The organism is Rhodococcus ruitaii (genome assembly GCF_055230935.1).
This window is the reverse complement of the sequence record NZ_JBUYWC010000004.1, coordinates 247,883-262,654: the sequence shown is the minus strand read 5'-3', so window position 1 is coordinate 262,654 and position 14,772 is coordinate 247,883. Positions and strand designations below refer to the sequence as shown.

Here is a 14,772-nt window from a genome sequence, read left to right as displayed (position 1 = left end):
CGGTGGTGTCCGAGCACGAGCTGAGTACTCCCAGGATGGCACGGAACTGCCACTCGCCGCAGGGGCCAGCCGTGTTCGGTGGCGTCGGGATCACGGGAGGCCCCGGGGGGTACCTGCCCGTTCATCGTTGACAGCACGAGGCGATGCGGCGTTGACTGGGTCACACAGGTGGCCTCGGGATGTCGACACGATCGTGCAATCACCGGGCGGGCTCTCCTTATCGCCGTGGTGATGATCGGAGCCGACCCGATGTTCCCCGCGCATACAGCCAGCTGCTGAGATCGAGGAGGATATCGTGCCATTGTCTGACAAGGCAGGCACATCCCGGCGTTCCCGCGCCCTGCTTATAGCCGCATCGGTCGTAGTTGCCGGTGCGCTCGCCGGGTGCGGCGCCGGACAGATCACCCAGACCGGCACCCAGGTGGCTTCGGTCAACGGCACCGACGCCCAGCACGACGGGCTCGAGTTCCGCAACGTCTATTTCCATGCCGAACCCGACGACACTGGACCTGCCAGGTACGGACATGTACGACTGGCGTTCACCGTGATCAACACTTCGAACACCCCCGACCGGCTCGTCGCCGTCGAGTCGCCGGCAGCGACGTCGATGACCCTCGACGCTCCCGAGCAAACCCTCGAGATCCGCCCGGGCACCGCCCTGTCATCCGGGCAACCGATCGAGCAGCTCGACCCGGCTGTCGCACCGGATCAACCTGTGACGGTGCAGGGAGTGTTTCCCGATGGCGTGATCCGTCCCGGGCTGACGTACCAGGTGGCCTTCACCTTCGAACGAGCCGGCGCGGTCACTTTCGATGTGCCGTACGACATCTGGACCCCGAACGAACCGCTCCCCGAGGAGCGGCCGTTGCCGCCGTCACCGGCTCTGCCCTGGAAAGGGCCTGAAGGCACGGTGACCTCGGTTCCGGCACCGTGAGAGCAGGCGGCTGGCCACCTGGTTCGGGGGACCTCGGTCACCTCGACGATCAGTGAGCGGACGAGCAGACCGGCTCCCGAGAACGGTCGCGCTCTTGATCAAGCAGGGCAACGTGGAGGCCGAGTTGTCGCCGTACGGACTCGATCTCGGCTGGCGGAGTGAACCGAGCCGAACCAGATCGTCCGGATCTGGGGCGGCGGGTCACTGCGAGAATGCTCTGTCTCCGACCACTCGCTGGTCACCTTTCAGGACGGCCAGTAGGCGGGCTCCGCCGCTGCCGCAGTGACGTTTTGCGCCCGGCTCTGGCGGGTAATCACTACAGAGGAGCACATCACAGCCATCCATGGGGACACCATGATCAACAATGCCGATATCGATGCACTCGCCGACGCAACCGCCTACGACCGTGACGGCAGCAAGCTCGGGAAGGTCGGCGACCTCTACCTCGACAACCACACCGGCGAACCCGCCTGGGTCACCATCCGTACCGGCTGGTTCGGTACTCGATACCACTTCGTCCCCCTCGCCGACGCCCGTATGGACGAGGCGGGTCTCGTCTTGTCGTTCGACACGGACACGATCAAGGGAGCGCCCACGATCGAATCCGACGAGCAATTGACTCCCGCCGCCGAAGCCGAACTGTATCGATACTATCGGCGGGACAACGATCTTCCCGACTCCGGGAAAGACCCTGCACGGAGGCAGGAGCAACCAGCGCAAGAGTCCGCGGCGTCCACAACGAACGACGCGGCGTGGGCGCACGGAGACTCGGCGGCGGCGCAGGGACCGGCGTCGCACCACCGCGCTTCAGCGGAACCTCGCCTGCGTAAACGGGTGGTGACCGAAATCCAGACAATCGGCATCCCCGTCCAACGCGAAGAATACTTCGTGGACGACAGCGAGGACGACGAGTCCGGGCCCGACTATCCGGACGGGTCGGGCCGTGGGGAACCGAGATCGGAGTGAGGAGCAGTCATGATCATTCTAGGGTTGATCGTTCTGATCGCCGCCATCGTCATCGGGGTCGCGGGGGTCATCGGCAACAGTGGTGCCGCCCATCCGCTGACCGACGAGTTCGCCGTCTTCGGGTACCACGTCACCGGATCAACCGGCACACTGTTTCTCGCCGGGATCGTGATCGGAGCTGTCGGTGTGGCAGGGCTCAGTCTGCTACTGGCCGCGGCCCGGCGCACCGCTCGTCGCGGCCGCACAGCACGCCGTGAGCTCGATCGGTCGGGCGAGGGCGATGCCGGAGCGGCAGCGCACCGCCACGCTCTGGTGGACCGGGATGCACCCGCAAGAGTCGAGTCCGACGATATTTCCGCACCGGGTGCGCACAGGACACATCCTGCGGGCCGACGCTCTTGGCGTCACCCCTTCGGGCACACACCGGCCAGTTCGTGACGAGTGAGACCTGAAGCCCCACTGACGGTCCCGCCGACTCAGCGTCGCGGCTCCCAACGGAAGAGTGCGCGGGCCAGCAGGAAGGCGACTGCCACCCAGCCCAGCGTCGGGAGCAAGAGCAAGAGATTCTCGACGAGTTCGCCAGTTCCGTTCCACGCGTTGATGTTGAGCTCGGTGGCCGCACCGCCTGGGAGCAGTCGCTTGAGCCAACCAAGACTCTCGGTGCCGGTGATGCCCACCCAGAACGCGACAGCGGAGGTGCCCATCGTGATGGGAAGCGTTGTGACCTGGGCGTGTTCGGGAGAGTTGGTGATTCCGGCGGTGGCCAACGCAAGCCCGACCATCATCAACACCAGTGTGAGTCCGGAGACGATCAACAGTGGGATGTTCGCCGGCGCCGCATCGACGTAGGCGAGCACCCCGAGGACCGCGGTAACCTGCAAGACTCCGATGATGGCCGGCGGGCCGACGATGCCCGCGAGTGCGCCCGGGTCGCTGACCGCCGTGGAACGCAGGCGTTTGAGGAACAGCGTTTGACGGCGGGTGGCCAGGGTCGTCACGGCGGTGGAGTAGAGGCCCATGCTGATGAGGATCACCATGAAGAAGCCGGCCAGGAGCCCGATCCCGGTCGGGGCCTGTGCGAAGGTCTCCCGCTGCGCGATGAGCAACAGGCTGAGGCCGAGGGGAATGACGGTGGCGCTGAAGAACACCATTCGATTGCGGTAGATCTGGAGGAATTCGCTGCGGGCGATGGAGAGCATGACGTGATTTCCCTTGGGTTTCGTGGAGAACGGGTGCGCTCTAGTTCCGGGTGATCGAGCGGAAGATGGTGTCGAGGCGGGTGGGTCCCGATTCGAGGCTGCCCAACGTGATTCGTTGTTCGCCGGCCCAGGCCAGCAGTGCGTAGAGGTCCCGCTGCATCTCGTGGGTCTCGATGAGGTAGCCGCCGTCGGCAGTGCTCGTGGCTTGCATCGGTAACGGTGGTGTGCCGCCGGGGAGAGTGAAGCGAATGGTGCCGGGCAGTGTCCGGGTGAGCTCGGCAACGGTGCCCTCCATGTGGAAGGTGCCCTCGTGCATGAGGCCGACACGGTCGGCCCGCTGCTGGGCCTCCTCCAGGTAGTGCGTGGTCAGCACCACCGTGGTGCCGTTCTCACGGAGCCTGTCCACCGAATCCCAGAGGGCGTCCCGTGACTGGATATCGAGGCCGGTGGTCGGCTCGTCCAGGAAGATCAGCTCGGGTTCCCCGTAGACGGCGGTGGCGAAGTCCAGTCGACGCTTCTCGCCGCCGGAGAGCTGGCTGACCCGGGTGTCGGCTTTGGCACTCAAGCCGACGAGGTCGAGCACCGCGTCCGGATCGTCCCGCCGTTTGGTCAGGCCGCCGATGAGGGCGACGGTCTCCAACGCGGTCAGGTCGGGGGTGAACCCGCTCTCCTGGAGCATGATCCCCAGCTTGGGCCGGATACCGCGGTCGAGTGGGCTCTGACCGAAGACCCGGACGCTGCCGGAGGTGGACTGCCGATGCCCCTCGATGACCTCCAGGGTGGAGGTCTTGCCCGCGCCGTTGGTGCCCAGGAGCGCGTAGAGCTCACCACGCCTGACCTGGAAGGAAAGGTCTTTGACGGCGTGGAAATCCCCGTAGCGGACGGTGAGGCCGTCGACGTCGATGACGGTGTTCGATGTGCTCGTGTATGCCATGACTCCATCCCATGCCACCGCGCCGGCGCGCGGTAGTGCGAAGGAGTCATGACCCGGTATGACATTTGGTCACTGGTGCCGATCGTCGCCGACTGTCAGTGTTGACGTCGACGCCTGGGGTCGGCCGGGGCGTAGACGGCAGAGCACAGGCGGCAGGCCAACGCTCGAGGAGTGACGAGGTCAGGTGTCTTCCACAATCGAAGCAAGGCGGCGGATGCATCGCGCGACCGTGCTGACGGCCGTGATCGCAATCGCTCCCTTGACTCTGGTGATCGTGGCCATGGCGTCGGAAAGTTGGCTGCATGGCTTGCTCCTCGGTGCCGGCCTGAGTGTCGGGTTCCTGGTCTTCTACGACTGGAAGGACGACCGCCACCCGTCGGTCCTCAACGTGACCCTGGCCCTCGGGTTCTCCTATCTGGTGTGGGTGTTCTGCGCTGTCCGCGGACTGAACCCGCTGGGCTTCTTCGGAATGGCTCTGCTCGGAGGGATCCTGGTGCCCCGCGTCCCCGAACGGCAGATCCCCGCCGTGATCGGTCTGGGCGCCCTCTCGTCGGTCACCGGCCTCCTGTACTTCGTGGACCACCCCTTCGTCTGGTCGGACGTCGCGCTCTACGTCCTCATGCCCGGTGGTCTGACCGTCTTCATCGCGGCAGTGATCGTGACATTGGAGCGGCACCGGATGATCCTGGTGGATCTCGAGCGGGCGCAGTCGGCAGAGGCGGAGCTTGCGATCATGCGCGAGCGGGTACGGTTCGCCGGCGATCTTCACGACATCCAGGGCCACACCCTGCACGTGGTGAACCTCAAGGTGGCGCTCGCTCAGGAGCTGTTGACGTCCGACCCCGAGCGGGCAGCCGCCGAGCTGCGCGAGGTGTACACCCAGGTCGAGGACACCATCGCGCGTTCCAAGGAGCTGGCCTACGGGCAGCGCAGACTCAATCTCTCGGCCGAACTCGAGAACGCGCGGAACCTCTTCGACGCGGCGGGTATCCGGGTGAGCCTCGAGCGCACGGCCGACGTCGATGACGGAACCAGTGAGCTCCTGGGGCAGGTACTGCGCGAGGCCACCACGAACATCCTGCGGCATTCCCAAGCGACGGAGGTGCGGATCATCGTGTCCGAGTCATCGATAGAGATCACCAACGACGGCGCCGCGGGATCCTCGACCCCGGAGCTGAGCGGGCTGGCCGTGCTTGCCGACCGGCTCGTCACCAGTGGTGGCGAGCTCACCGTGAGGCAGGAGGACGGGCAGTTCGTCACTGCCGCGTGGTTCCCGGCCAGATCTCACACCGGTGCGCGAGAGGAGCCGATCCGATGATCCGGGTCGTGCTGGCCGACGACGAGGCGTTGCTGCGCTCAGCTCTCGCGGCGCTTCTGCCCCGCAAGGCGAATATCAGCATCGTCGGCGAGGCGCAGGACGGCGCCGAAGCGATCGACCAGGTGCTGGAGTTGGAGCCCGATGTGCTCGTGATCGACCTAGAGATGCCCGGGACCGACGGACTCGAGGCAGTCGCTGCCATCCAGCGGGAGCGGCCGGAGCAGGCAGTTCTGATGCTCACCCGCCACGCCCGGCCGGGCATCCTGCGCCGGGCGCTCAAGCTCGGAGTCCGGGGTTTCGCCAGTAAGTCGGCAAGGCCCGAGCACATCGCAGACATCATCACCAGCCTCTCCGCGGGTCGACGCTGGATCGACCCCGAAATCTCCGCCCGGGCAGTGATGGACGACTGCCCGCTGACCGAACGAGAGCTCGACGTGCTGCGGGAGACCTACGCGGGGCACTCCGTCGCCGAGATCGCGGACATCCTCTACCTGGCCGAGGGCACCATACGGAACTACCTCTCACAGGCCATGCAGAAGACCCAGACCCGCAACCGCCGGGAGGCTGCCCGGTACGCACGTGAACGTGACTGGCTGTGAGGGGTATGCGCACCCCAGCTACCGTGTTACCACACCGATGACAATGGAGTGGAGGTGATTCCGACACCTGGGCACTCTGTCGGCAGTGTCTGCTATCTGGTTCCGGGCGCGGACGGAGTGGTGTCTCGCGTGCCGTCTTGACCGTGTCAGCGTCGCGGTCACCCTACCTGTAGTTCCTTCGGCTCGGCCCGTGCCAGCTCTATCTGCGCGGCGATCTCCGGATCGGAGATCGCCAGGCCTGCCCCGGCGGCACGCTGGTAACGGCGGTAGAGGACGCGATCGAAATCCTCGCGGCTCAAGCCCCGATGCCAGTACGGTAGCGACACGATTCTGGATCCGGAAACACCGGATGCGATCGCGATCCGTCGCCCCTCGGCGACGACGCCGACCTCCCCGGCGATCCATACCGCCGTGCGGTCGCCCATACCGACGAGAGCAGACTGCATCCGCGGCTCCCATGAGGTGCCGTCGTCTAGTGACGCATCGGTAGGAGAACCGTGGTGCATGCCCGGTCAGGGCACGACCGCAGTATCTCGTCCAGTGCCGGGACGGGCGCTGCGGTCGCCGACGAGGAGCACGCTGTCGAGGGCGTCGTCGAGGAGGAACTCGTGCTTGAACCCAATGACGCCGACCGTGTCCCCGATGCGGGCACGGTGAACCCAACTGTCGTCCGCTCTGAGATCGAGGGCGTCGAAGGCGATGTGGTCGGCGCCAGGGACGAACCCCAGCGCCGTGTAGGCGCGGGCAATGGGGCGGCTGGGGTCGCTCTCCCAGGTGGGGAGAGCCAAGCGCCGCTCATTGAAGGTCGGGAGAGTGAGAGGTGCGTCCCGGGTTCTGGCGGTGAAGATATCAAAGACCGGCGTGAGGCCGCGCGGCCGCATGCGCGTGATGAGGGGAGCGTGGACCCGGAATCGGAGGAATGATTGCTTCGCTCTGCGCGTCACTGAGCCAGACGACACGTTCGGACAGATTGCCGTCCCATGAGGGTGACGACTCAAGGGTCGTGGCGGACGCGCGCGGAGACGGCATCAGCAACACGAGCGCCCCGTCGACCAATCCGGTGGTCTCACCCGAGTACACGGTTTTTGCGTCACCGTCCTCGACCGCGTTGATCGTCTGCCGGTTGCATGCCGAACAAGCGGAGGACGTCACCGGCCGATGCCAGCATGATATCGGAGTTGTAGTGAAGACCGAACGAGTAGGGATTCTCCGCAAGGATAGGCGGTTGCCACGGAGCAGGCCGCACACCGAGCCCCGCGCGTAGGGACCTGTCCGTCATAGGCCAGCCATGCCGGACCGACATGCAGGACGGTTAACCAGCACAGCCTGCGAGACTGTGATCGGCAGCGGGATTCGGGGACGGGTCGGTTGCCGGGTGTGCTGGCAGCCGAACGTCTTACAGGACACCCGGATCGCCACCCGATTCGGACCGGAGTGGGACACTCAGCATTAATTGGCGCATGATGAGCCATATAGACAGAATTGGATCGCTATGCGTCAATGTCAGAGTTCTGTCCTACTGTGGTCCACATGAGCATCGATGTGGACAGGCAACGGTTCATCGCGGCGTACGAAGTAGCCGCCGCGGAGGCAACGGCGTGGGCACAGGTGCGGGACCTACGCCTGTGGACTGCCGCGCAGCTGTGTCGGCACGAGTGGGGAATGTCGATGCGGTCGACGGCCGCCAAGCTCGGCGTATCGCGGTCGACCTTGGCGCGCAGCGCATGGAACGAACGGGGAACGAACCCGAACTCGTGGTACACGATGTCCGATCGGGCCCACGAGATCAACGATGAGGTCCTCATCCGGGTCGGCCTCGGCGACTATGCGTCACCGCAGGCGCGGTTCGATGCCGGGCTGATCAGCGAGTTCGAGAGAGACTCGTTGCTGGACTACCACCGCCGGCGCGAGATGCCGATTCCCGACCAGATTCGGGAGGCCGTCGAGAAGTATCCGGGGATCAGCAGCCTCGACCTGCCTCGCATGATCGTGATGGCGGTCCCACAGGGATCGGTTCCGGACCTGCGGGTTCACGCGGAGGAATCACAGTGCACGGTCGACGCCGACGATCGTTGGTGGCCGATGAAACCGGAGGGGGCTGCTGAGGACGATCGGCCCTGAGTGCAGTTCGAAGCCGTGGAAACACACGTCCTGCTTCGGTTCTCGATCCAGTGCGGCCGCTAAGCGGTGATCATCCAACAGATTGGAACCCAGCAACGGGCACGTCGGGTCTGACGTTCAACAGAGGGTGGGAAGACTCGTGTCACGTGCGGCCAGCAGGATTCGCTTGCTAGCTTCGAACGCGACCTCATTCGGTGAACATAAATGTCAGTCGGGCTCCGCAGTCGCGCGGATCCACGATGGCGAGCGTCTCCAAAGATGACAGGAAGAACCATGCAGGAAGCTGATACGTGACAAGGGAATGAGTTGACGCAAGGGCGGCGAGGATCTTGACTGTCGGTCGCATCCGCTGTACCGGATAGATGGAGAGAAAGTATCAGCTCCTGCAGGACTTCGACGAGACATTGAAACGAGGAGAGTTATGTGGGTTCTGTCAGATATATATTCCTCGTTGGAATCGGGGCGACTGGGTGTGGGCGACATAGTGGATATCCCCGCAGTTCTCCGCAATAGACGTGCGCCGCACCCCGAAGTGATTTCAGACATTGACGACTTTGATATCACTACAATTATCGGCGGTGGCGGGAAAGGGGTCTCCGTCGCAAACTTTTCGGGCGGATCGACTGCCATCATTGGTGATCCAGAAGTTCGAAAACCGGAGCGGCCAAAAGTCCGCGGTTACTTTATTTGGGAGCCGTATTGGTATGCTAATTACGTCGGTGAGAGTGAATTCTCCCCACATTTGCATTTGAAAATTGATGAAATAGCCGTAATCACATATGGAGATAGCCGAAGATTTGTACCGCAGGGTGCGTACTCTCGATTTTCGGAAATCGACGAATACGTCAAGAAAACAGGTGAAGGATTTTCCTACCGATGCATGCGAATAACCTTGATGCCCGGGGGCAGTTGCACGGCAACCACCCCCGAGGCGATGAGAGGCTCTTAGGCTTGGTTACTGCCCAAGAGGTACTGTTCGGGTAAAGCCGAGGCCAGGAGGCATGCGCTCCGGGCAATGGGGGATCTTCGGACCACCGGGTACGAAACAGAAGGAGGTGATGACTCCGACCTGATGTCCGTCGGGGGAATTGGCAGCAGCAAGCTGAACTGCGATCTTGAACCCCATCCTATGGTCCTCGAAATCGTACTCGTCGCCGACAAAGTAGTCTTTTGCATATGTCGCTCTCCTTGATCCTGGAGTGACATCTATGTCGATTGGGGTGTGACCCTGTAGGAAAAGTTCGACCCACCGGTCTTCGACATGATGCCGTTTGTAATGCGCTTGACCGAAGGTGCTTATGGTTCCCTTTCGGACATTGATGCCAGTTCCGCCTCCGTCGAGAAATCTATAAACACAGTTCCATCCTGCATCAGCATTTGCTCCTGTATGGCCTGTTGTTGCGGGGTCACACGGGGTTTGCGCGAAGGGTACTACTACTGGAGGCTGGCTCTCTGGATGGTTATCCGAGGGACTCAAGGATTCCGGAAGAATAGCGTCGTCGGCGGGAACATCGCCGATAAGAGAATCGATCCACCGGCCGTACCGAACTCGCTGAGTAATGGAGTCGTAGTACAGAGGACCCCCAAGGAATTCGTTCTTTACCTGACCATAATCTGCCTCGTCGGGCGCGGTGGAGATTTCGTCAGTCGTGGGGTAGCTGAGTGAGCCGGTTTCGGCGCCGAGGGCGTTGTACTCATCACGGATAGCACCGCCGATGGCACCGAGAGACAGAGGGCTCCAGTAGATGGAGCCGCCTTGAAAGTCCTGGCGACGGCCATTCAGCAACACGATCTCGTCGGTCGTAGGGTAGCCGAGCCAGCCTGCTTCCCAGTTGTGTTCACCCCACTTCATCATGAAGTGGTTGACGACCGGATGCGCTCCGGCGTTGGGGTGCCAGTAGATCGGACCGTTCAGAAACGTCACCCGCTCGCCGACCCCATCGGGGTTGACGATGTTGCCGCTCGACGGGAACGTCAAGAAACTCGCCGGACCGCCCAGGGAGTTGTACTTGTCGCGGATCGCCCCGCACACCTGGAACGGCGACGGCCAATACGTTTGGCAGGTCACCGCCGCAATCGACATGCGTGAGAGTGCGGAGCGTTCCTGCGCCTCCATCATCTCGGCCTTGTCGGCATCTTCCTTGGTGAACGGCGCCGGGATCTCCTCCCGATCAGAGCGCATCTGACCGGGCACGATCTCGGATTTCGGGTTCTGGGTCGGCGCCCAATCCAGATCCGGCTCGGCAGTCTTCGACGACAGTTCCGGATCGTCCGGGACGACCGGTTGATCGGCGGCCGGTGCGGCCGGCAGCAGCTCCGCCGGCAACGGCGCGAGGTCCTCCTCCACCGGGGGCGCCTGCTCCGGTGCCACCTCGGGTGCGGCGGGGGCCGGGACCGTGTCGGACGCCGGTGTCGGCTCCGGTGCCACGGGTTCAGGCACCGCTGTGTCGGTGACGCACTCCACCGGGACCGCGAGGGGCGTCGTTGTGGTCGTGGCCGGAGGGGGCGTCGTGGTCGTGGTGGTTGCCGGTGGCGTGGTGGTGGTGGGCACCGCGCACGGATCCACCACAGCGGTCTCGGCCGGCGCCTCGAGAGGCACCAGCTCCGGTGCGGCCGGGGTTGTCGTGGCCACCGGCGCGGTCGGTGTCGTCTCGACCGGCTGGGCGAAGGCTGCCGATCCCCCGGCGGCAACCATCAACACCGTCGTGCCCGCGACCAGAGACCGCCGCAACCATCTGTGTCGGGACATGACGGAGCCACCTGTGGTGTGCGAATCCATCTGTTACCTACTTCTCGTAGTCCGATAGGTACAGCGGTGGCGCCATCGCTTCACTGAAACTTAAACGGTTTCCCAAAAACCACAAACGCAACAGATAACACTTTGGTCACAGAAACCATTCATCCGGTATGTTTCCGTTTCGGCGCACTGAACCCGACATTCGATGCTAGACAGACAAGATCGTCTCCACCCGGAGACGAGGGGCACCCCCGTAGGGATGCCCGCGAATTCATATGCAGGAGAACGTAATGCGGGTGCGTAACGGCGTAACGAAGTCGAGGATGCGGCGACGGATGACCACCGGTGTGGCCGCAGCGGCACTGGCGGTGCTGTGCCTGACCGGCGGGGCTGTGGCCGCGGCCGCGCCGGTACAACCGGCGGCAGACTGCCAGACGTATTGGCCGTCGCCGTTCCAGGTGTGCGATCAGATCAAGGACCTGTACAACAGCCTCGGTGGGGCGGCGAGCCCGCTCGGGTTCCCGTCGTCGGCGGCGCAGCCGTACGGGACCGACGGGCTACGGCAGACGTTCACCGGCGGGGCGATCATCTGGACACCGGGCACCGGCGCCTACATCGAATAGACTCTGCGGCTGCACGGCTGAGCTGGCCCGGAGCGATCAGAACTCGCACTGCGGGACGTCGTCGATCCGGGCCCGGCTCATCCGCGGCGGTGCCGGTCGGTTCACCCTGTGAGGGGCGAGGCCGCCTCAACTCGCAGGAATAGGCACATTCTCCTGCGCACGGTTCCAGCGAGCGTGCCGGATCTTGTCGCTGCTGCGGCGACGAGCAGGAGCCAGGATGCCCGGAAGCAGGAACCGCCACATCTGATCGATCCGCTGTTCGAGATCGGCCCGTTGATCGAGCACGTTCGAGACCATCTGCACCCCGGTGAACGCCGAGATCACGAACCGGGCCAGTTCCGGTGCCTCGACCTCATCGAGCAGATCCCCCTCGGCGATGGCGGTCTCGGCGAGCTGCGTGCACGCCTGGATCCAGTCCTGGTAGGGGCCGGTCGGGCCCTGCGCTCCTACTCCGACGCTGCACTCGAGGGTCAGCCGGATCCCGGCTCGCACGATCGGGTCGTCGATGATCTGCCGGCCCATCTCGTGGCAGAGCATCACGATCTGTTCGAGCGCCGAGACACCGGTTTCGGCGATGGCTTCGACTGCGGCGATGGAGATCTCGTGTTGCCGTTCCACGACGGCCGCGGCGAGCTCGTCCTTCGATTTGAAGTGGAAGTACAAGGCGCCTTTGCTCAGGCCCGTGCTCGCCTCGATGATGTCCCCGAGGGTGGCACCATCGAAGCCGCGCCGGTCGAAGGTGGCCGCGGCCGCTGCCACGAGTTGGTGCCGCGTCGCCACTGCCCGAGCCTGCTTGACCAATCCCGTGTCCTTCTCTCGAAACCCTGCCGTGAGGCGCTCTGGCGTGAGGCACCATGACGAGTCCCGACGCTCCGTCCGTGCCGAGAAAGACCGTAGCAGTCGATCGGCATCCGACCTGGTCGAAGCGGTGTGAACCGGTGTCCCACGGTGCTGCTGGAGCGACCGGTTTCTCGGCCGTGCGGTCTCGGTGCCCTTCTCGGCAACACGATCGTCTGCACTGCCATGGCTCGGCGGCGTGGACACGGTCGCGCCCGCACACCGGCTGCGGATTGCCGCAGGTAGTGCCTGTCGCCGTTCCCAAGTGTGCGACCAGATCAAGGACCTGGACATCAGGCTCGACAGAGTCGGCGCAACATCGGGCTTCCCGGGCCTCGGCCGCGCAGCCGTACGGCGTCGACGGGCTACCGGCAGAGTGCCACCGGCGCGCGATCATCGGGACACCGGCAACCGGCGCCTACCTCGAATAGTCCGATGGCTGCGGCGCGGGCAAGCAACGGACATCCCGATCAGAAGTAGAAGACCTGCCTGACATCACTGATCCGGGCCAGCTCACCCGCGGGAGTGCCCGGGTCGCTGGCGGCCAGCCGCACCGCGGCCTGCGCATTCTCGGCGATCCAGCTCGACTCGTCATCGCACGTGTAGGTGGCGTGATCACGCATCTGCCCGTGACGGTCGACGTCGACGACCATCACCCGCTCGTGCTGATCGGCGAACATCGCACTGCGGATGAAATCGTCGGCGCCCGGGCGGCGTTTCGGCGGCGCAAGTCGTGTCAGGTGCCAGCCCAGCAGCTGTAGCTCGGCGAACGGATACTGCGTCAGGAAATCGTACTGTCGCGACCTCATGGTGGCCAGGGTGCCCGCCGGCACCGACACGTTCCGGGCATCCGAGGGGCCGAGTACTTGCCCGTCCGGACCCACCACGTCTCGCGGTCTTCGGCGGCGGATGCGTCCTTCTCGAGCCGAATGTCCAGCGGGTAGGGGTAGCGGTAGCAATGGCGAAATTTTGGGCGGATTTGCAGGTCGAAGTGCCCATGAGTGAGTCTTTTCAGCGAGAGCCGACGAAGCCCTGACCTGGTAATCCGCCGAATCCGACTCGATTACTACGGCAACCCCGTCACTTTCCGTCTCGTTCTGTGCGGCGGTAGGCGTTGAGAATGTCCTCGCGGGTCTGGCCGGCCCCGAGCCGGTCGATGATTGCGCGGGGATCGTCGCCTCCGAAGTCGCCTGCCATTGCGCAGGCGGCGCGGACGTGCTGCGCGATGATCTCTCTCGCTGCATCCTCACCGAATGGCTCGAGCCGTTCTCGGAGCGAACGTCGGGGGGTGGTGTCGTCGGCGTGGTCGGTCATGGTGGTCTCCTGTGTGTGTCGAACGGTCGGGTCGTGAGGCAGGCAGAAGGGCACTGTTGCCCCTTGGACTACGCAGGAACGTCCCCGAGGTGATCGGCGCGGCCGTAACTGGTAGCGGTGTGACCGAGCAAGGTGCCCGGCGGAAGTGTGTAGAGCACATCGTCGACGGGGCGCCGCACCCCCGTCGTGATGGTCACCCGCCCTCCGATGAGTACGTTGCTGTCGGGGTCGACAATCAGATCGGTGACACGCCCGTAGGCGTTGGTCGCGGTGTAGGCCGTGCCGAGGACACCATCGAAGTTCGGGACCCCCTCGGTGATGCTGATCCCGGGATCGACCTGCAGAGCAGCGAGCAGATTGGCGCGCACCGCGTCGGGCACGATGCCGGTCTTCAACACCTCCGTCACCTGCGTGAGGATCTCACTGGCCTGGTCAGGGGCGTAGCTGATGTCCTCGACGAGGCGTCCGTGCAACGATCGTGGATCGGTGGGCAGAGCGGCGAGGAACAGGCGGGAGGGCCGGTGCCAGTCGGGTGGCGCGGTGCATTGTTCCCGCCGGTCTGTCTCTGCGCCCGCGTCACCGCATCGGGCGCGAAACTCGCGGACATCCGCCGACTGTTCCTCGATGCCCTGTGCGGTCATCTGTTCCGGTGTACCGAGAATCCACTCCGTCGGGCGGCTGACGGTGCTGCGATGGAGCCATTCGTCGGAAAGACGGTCCGGGATCCAGGTTTGGACATGCGAGTCGAACCGGTACACATAGTCGGCCTCACGACCCCAGTCGAGCTTGACAGAGCTCGCGTTCACACCGTGGGTCTCGGCGTAGGTGTAGCCGGACCCTGCCGGGGTCCCGTCGTCTTCGTAGTAGAAGACACTCTCGTCGGTTGCCCGTTCCTGCTGCGGCGTCGGCGGTGACGATGTGCTCGCGCAGCCCGCGACCAGCGTGAGTGCGGCGAACAGAGCCGCCACTGCCCGCACCGTGTGGACGGTGGTCGTGGTCATGTCGTATCTCCGTGTCATTCGTTCCCCCGGCTTCTTCGTGCGCCGACATGCATCGGCTGCGCGGTGTGCAGGATCGACTGATGTGACCCTATGCGGTGTTTCCGGAACGGCATCGTTCCGCGCCTTGGCAGCAGGCGGATGCTGGGATGAGGGGACCTCGGATAGGGCCACCGTACGGTCGACGAGGTG

General features: G+C 64.4%; 19 protein-coding genes and 1 pseudogene. 10 read left to right on the top strand and 10 right to left on the bottom strand.

Annotated elements, in window-relative coordinates; translation table 11 throughout:
- Positions 1-295: 295 nt before the first annotated feature.
- The 3 genes from ACZI8W_RS07065 (at position 296) to ACZI8W_RS07055 (ending at position 2,338) form a co-directional block, all read left to right on the top strand.
- Positions 296-934, top strand: a complete 639-nt coding sequence (locus ACZI8W_RS07065; protein ID WP_463367776.1) for a copper chaperone PCu(A)C domain-containing protein — start codon at positions 296-298, stop codon at positions 932-934.
- A gap of 354 nt (positions 935-1,288) precedes the next feature.
- Positions 1,289-1,900, top strand: coding sequence for a PRC-barrel domain-containing protein (locus ACZI8W_RS07060; RefSeq protein ID WP_463367775.1), 612 nt, complete (start codon positions 1,289-1,291; stop codon positions 1,898-1,900).
- Between the two features lie 9 nt (positions 1,901-1,909).
- Positions 1,910-2,338 (top strand): hypothetical protein, encoded by a 429-nt coding sequence (locus ACZI8W_RS07055; RefSeq protein ID WP_463367774.1) that lies wholly within the window; start codon positions 1,910-1,912, stop codon positions 2,336-2,338.
- 38 nt (positions 2,339-2,376) lie between these two features.
- Here the strand turns inward: ACZI8W_RS07055 and ACZI8W_RS07050 are convergent, their stop codons facing one another.
- Positions 2,377-3,099, bottom strand: a complete 723-nt coding sequence (locus ACZI8W_RS07050) for an ABC transporter permease (RefSeq protein ID WP_463367773.1) — start codon at positions 3,097-3,099, stop codon at positions 2,377-2,379.
- Between the two features lie 40 nt (positions 3,100-3,139).
- Entirely contained in the window at positions 3,140-4,033 is an 894-nt protein-coding gene (locus ACZI8W_RS07045) for an ABC transporter ATP-binding protein (RefSeq protein WP_463367772.1), read from the bottom strand.
- Positions 4,034-4,217: 184 nt separating this feature from the next.
- On the opposite strand from ACZI8W_RS07045, the gene ACZI8W_RS07040 reads away from it, so the two are divergent.
- The 3 genes and pseudogenes from ACZI8W_RS07040 to ACZI8W_RS07030 all read left to right on the top strand — a co-directional run.
- Positions 4,218-5,351 carry a sensor histidine kinase gene (locus ACZI8W_RS07040; RefSeq protein WP_463367771.1) on the top strand — a complete coding sequence of 378 codons (1,134 nt, stop codon included), beginning with the start codon at positions 4,218-4,220 and terminating at the stop codon, positions 5,349-5,351.
- Complete coding sequence (locus tag ACZI8W_RS07035; RefSeq protein WP_463367770.1) at positions 5,348-5,950, top strand: response regulator transcription factor; 603 nt, start codon at positions 5,348-5,350, stop codon at positions 5,948-5,950. Before ACZI8W_RS07040 ends, ACZI8W_RS07035 begins: the two co-directional genes overlap by 4 nt.
- A gap of 30 nt (positions 5,951-5,980) precedes the next feature.
- A pseudogene (locus ACZI8W_RS07030) lies at positions 5,981-6,067 on the top strand (MBL fold metallo-hydrolase); the annotation flags it as partial.
- Between the two features lie 41 nt (positions 6,068-6,108).
- Here the strand turns inward: ACZI8W_RS07030 and ACZI8W_RS07025 are convergent.
- From ACZI8W_RS07025 to ACZI8W_RS07015, 3 genes are all read right to left on the bottom strand, one after another.
- Positions 6,109-6,396, bottom strand: coding sequence for a hypothetical protein (locus tag ACZI8W_RS07025; protein WP_463367769.1), 288 nt, complete (start codon positions 6,394-6,396; stop codon positions 6,109-6,111).
- Between the two features lie 66 nt (positions 6,397-6,462).
- A complete protein-coding gene (locus ACZI8W_RS07020; RefSeq protein WP_463367768.1) occupies positions 6,463-6,738 on the bottom strand; it encodes an SIP domain-containing protein in 276 nt (91 codons plus the stop codon).
- 61 nt (positions 6,739-6,799) lie between these two features.
- Positions 6,800-7,102 carry a hypothetical protein gene (locus ACZI8W_RS07015; RefSeq protein WP_463367767.1) on the bottom strand — a complete coding sequence of 101 codons (303 nt, stop codon included), beginning with the start codon at positions 7,100-7,102 and terminating at the stop codon, positions 6,800-6,802.
- Positions 7,103-7,480: 378 nt separating this feature from the next.
- Here ACZI8W_RS07015 and ACZI8W_RS07010 point away from each other — a divergent pair, with 378 nt between their 5' ends.
- Both ACZI8W_RS07010 and ACZI8W_RS07005 read left to right on the top strand, forming a co-directional pair.
- Complete coding sequence (locus ACZI8W_RS07010; RefSeq protein WP_463367766.1) at positions 7,481-8,071, top strand: hypothetical protein; 591 nt, start codon at positions 7,481-7,483, stop codon at positions 8,069-8,071.
- Between the two features lie 484 nt (positions 8,072-8,555).
- Positions 8,556-9,020 carry a hypothetical protein gene (locus ACZI8W_RS07005; protein WP_463367765.1) on the top strand — a complete coding sequence of 155 codons (465 nt, stop codon included), beginning with the start codon at positions 8,556-8,558 and terminating at the stop codon, positions 9,018-9,020.
- 6 nt (positions 9,021-9,026) lie between these two features.
- Here ACZI8W_RS07005 and ACZI8W_RS07000 read toward each other — a convergent pair whose 3' ends face one another.
- A complete protein-coding gene (locus ACZI8W_RS07000) occupies positions 9,027-10,418 on the bottom strand; it encodes an LGFP repeat-containing protein (protein ID WP_463367764.1) in 1,392 nt (463 codons plus the stop codon).
- Positions 10,419-10,521: 103 nt separating this feature from the next.
- Here ACZI8W_RS07000 and ACZI8W_RS06995 point away from each other — a divergent pair, with 103 nt between their 5' ends.
- Positions 10,522-10,878, top strand: a complete 357-nt coding sequence (locus ACZI8W_RS06995; protein ID WP_463367763.1) for a hypothetical protein — start codon at positions 10,522-10,524, stop codon at positions 10,876-10,878.
- A 265-nt stretch (positions 10,879-11,143) separates the two neighbouring features.
- Positions 11,144-11,431, top strand: coding sequence for an LGFP repeat-containing protein (locus ACZI8W_RS06990; RefSeq protein ID WP_463367762.1), 288 nt, complete (start codon positions 11,144-11,146; stop codon positions 11,429-11,431).
- A gap of 126 nt (positions 11,432-11,557) precedes the next feature.
- Here ACZI8W_RS06990 and ACZI8W_RS06985 read toward each other — a convergent pair whose 3' ends face one another.
- From ACZI8W_RS06985 to ACZI8W_RS06970, 4 genes are all read right to left on the bottom strand, one after another.
- On the bottom strand, positions 11,558-12,232 hold the full coding sequence (locus ACZI8W_RS06985) for a ScbR family autoregulator-binding transcription factor (RefSeq protein WP_463367761.1): 675 nt from the start codon (positions 12,230-12,232) through the stop codon (positions 11,558-11,560).
- Positions 12,233-12,738: 506 nt separating this feature from the next.
- The gene (locus ACZI8W_RS06980; RefSeq protein WP_463367760.1) at positions 12,739-13,077 is read right to left on the bottom strand and encodes a hypothetical protein; all 339 of its coding nucleotides are present in this window, start codon (positions 13,075-13,077) and stop codon (positions 12,739-12,741) included.
- A gap of 271 nt (positions 13,078-13,348) precedes the next feature.
- On the bottom strand, positions 13,349-13,582 hold the full coding sequence (locus tag ACZI8W_RS06975; RefSeq protein ID WP_463367759.1) for a hypothetical protein: 234 nt from the start codon (positions 13,580-13,582) through the stop codon (positions 13,349-13,351).
- Between the two features lie 68 nt (positions 13,583-13,650).
- Complete coding sequence (locus tag ACZI8W_RS06970; RefSeq protein ID WP_463367758.1) at positions 13,651-14,583, bottom strand: hypothetical protein; 933 nt, start codon at positions 14,581-14,583, stop codon at positions 13,651-13,653.
- Positions 14,584-14,772 lie beyond the last annotated feature (189 nt).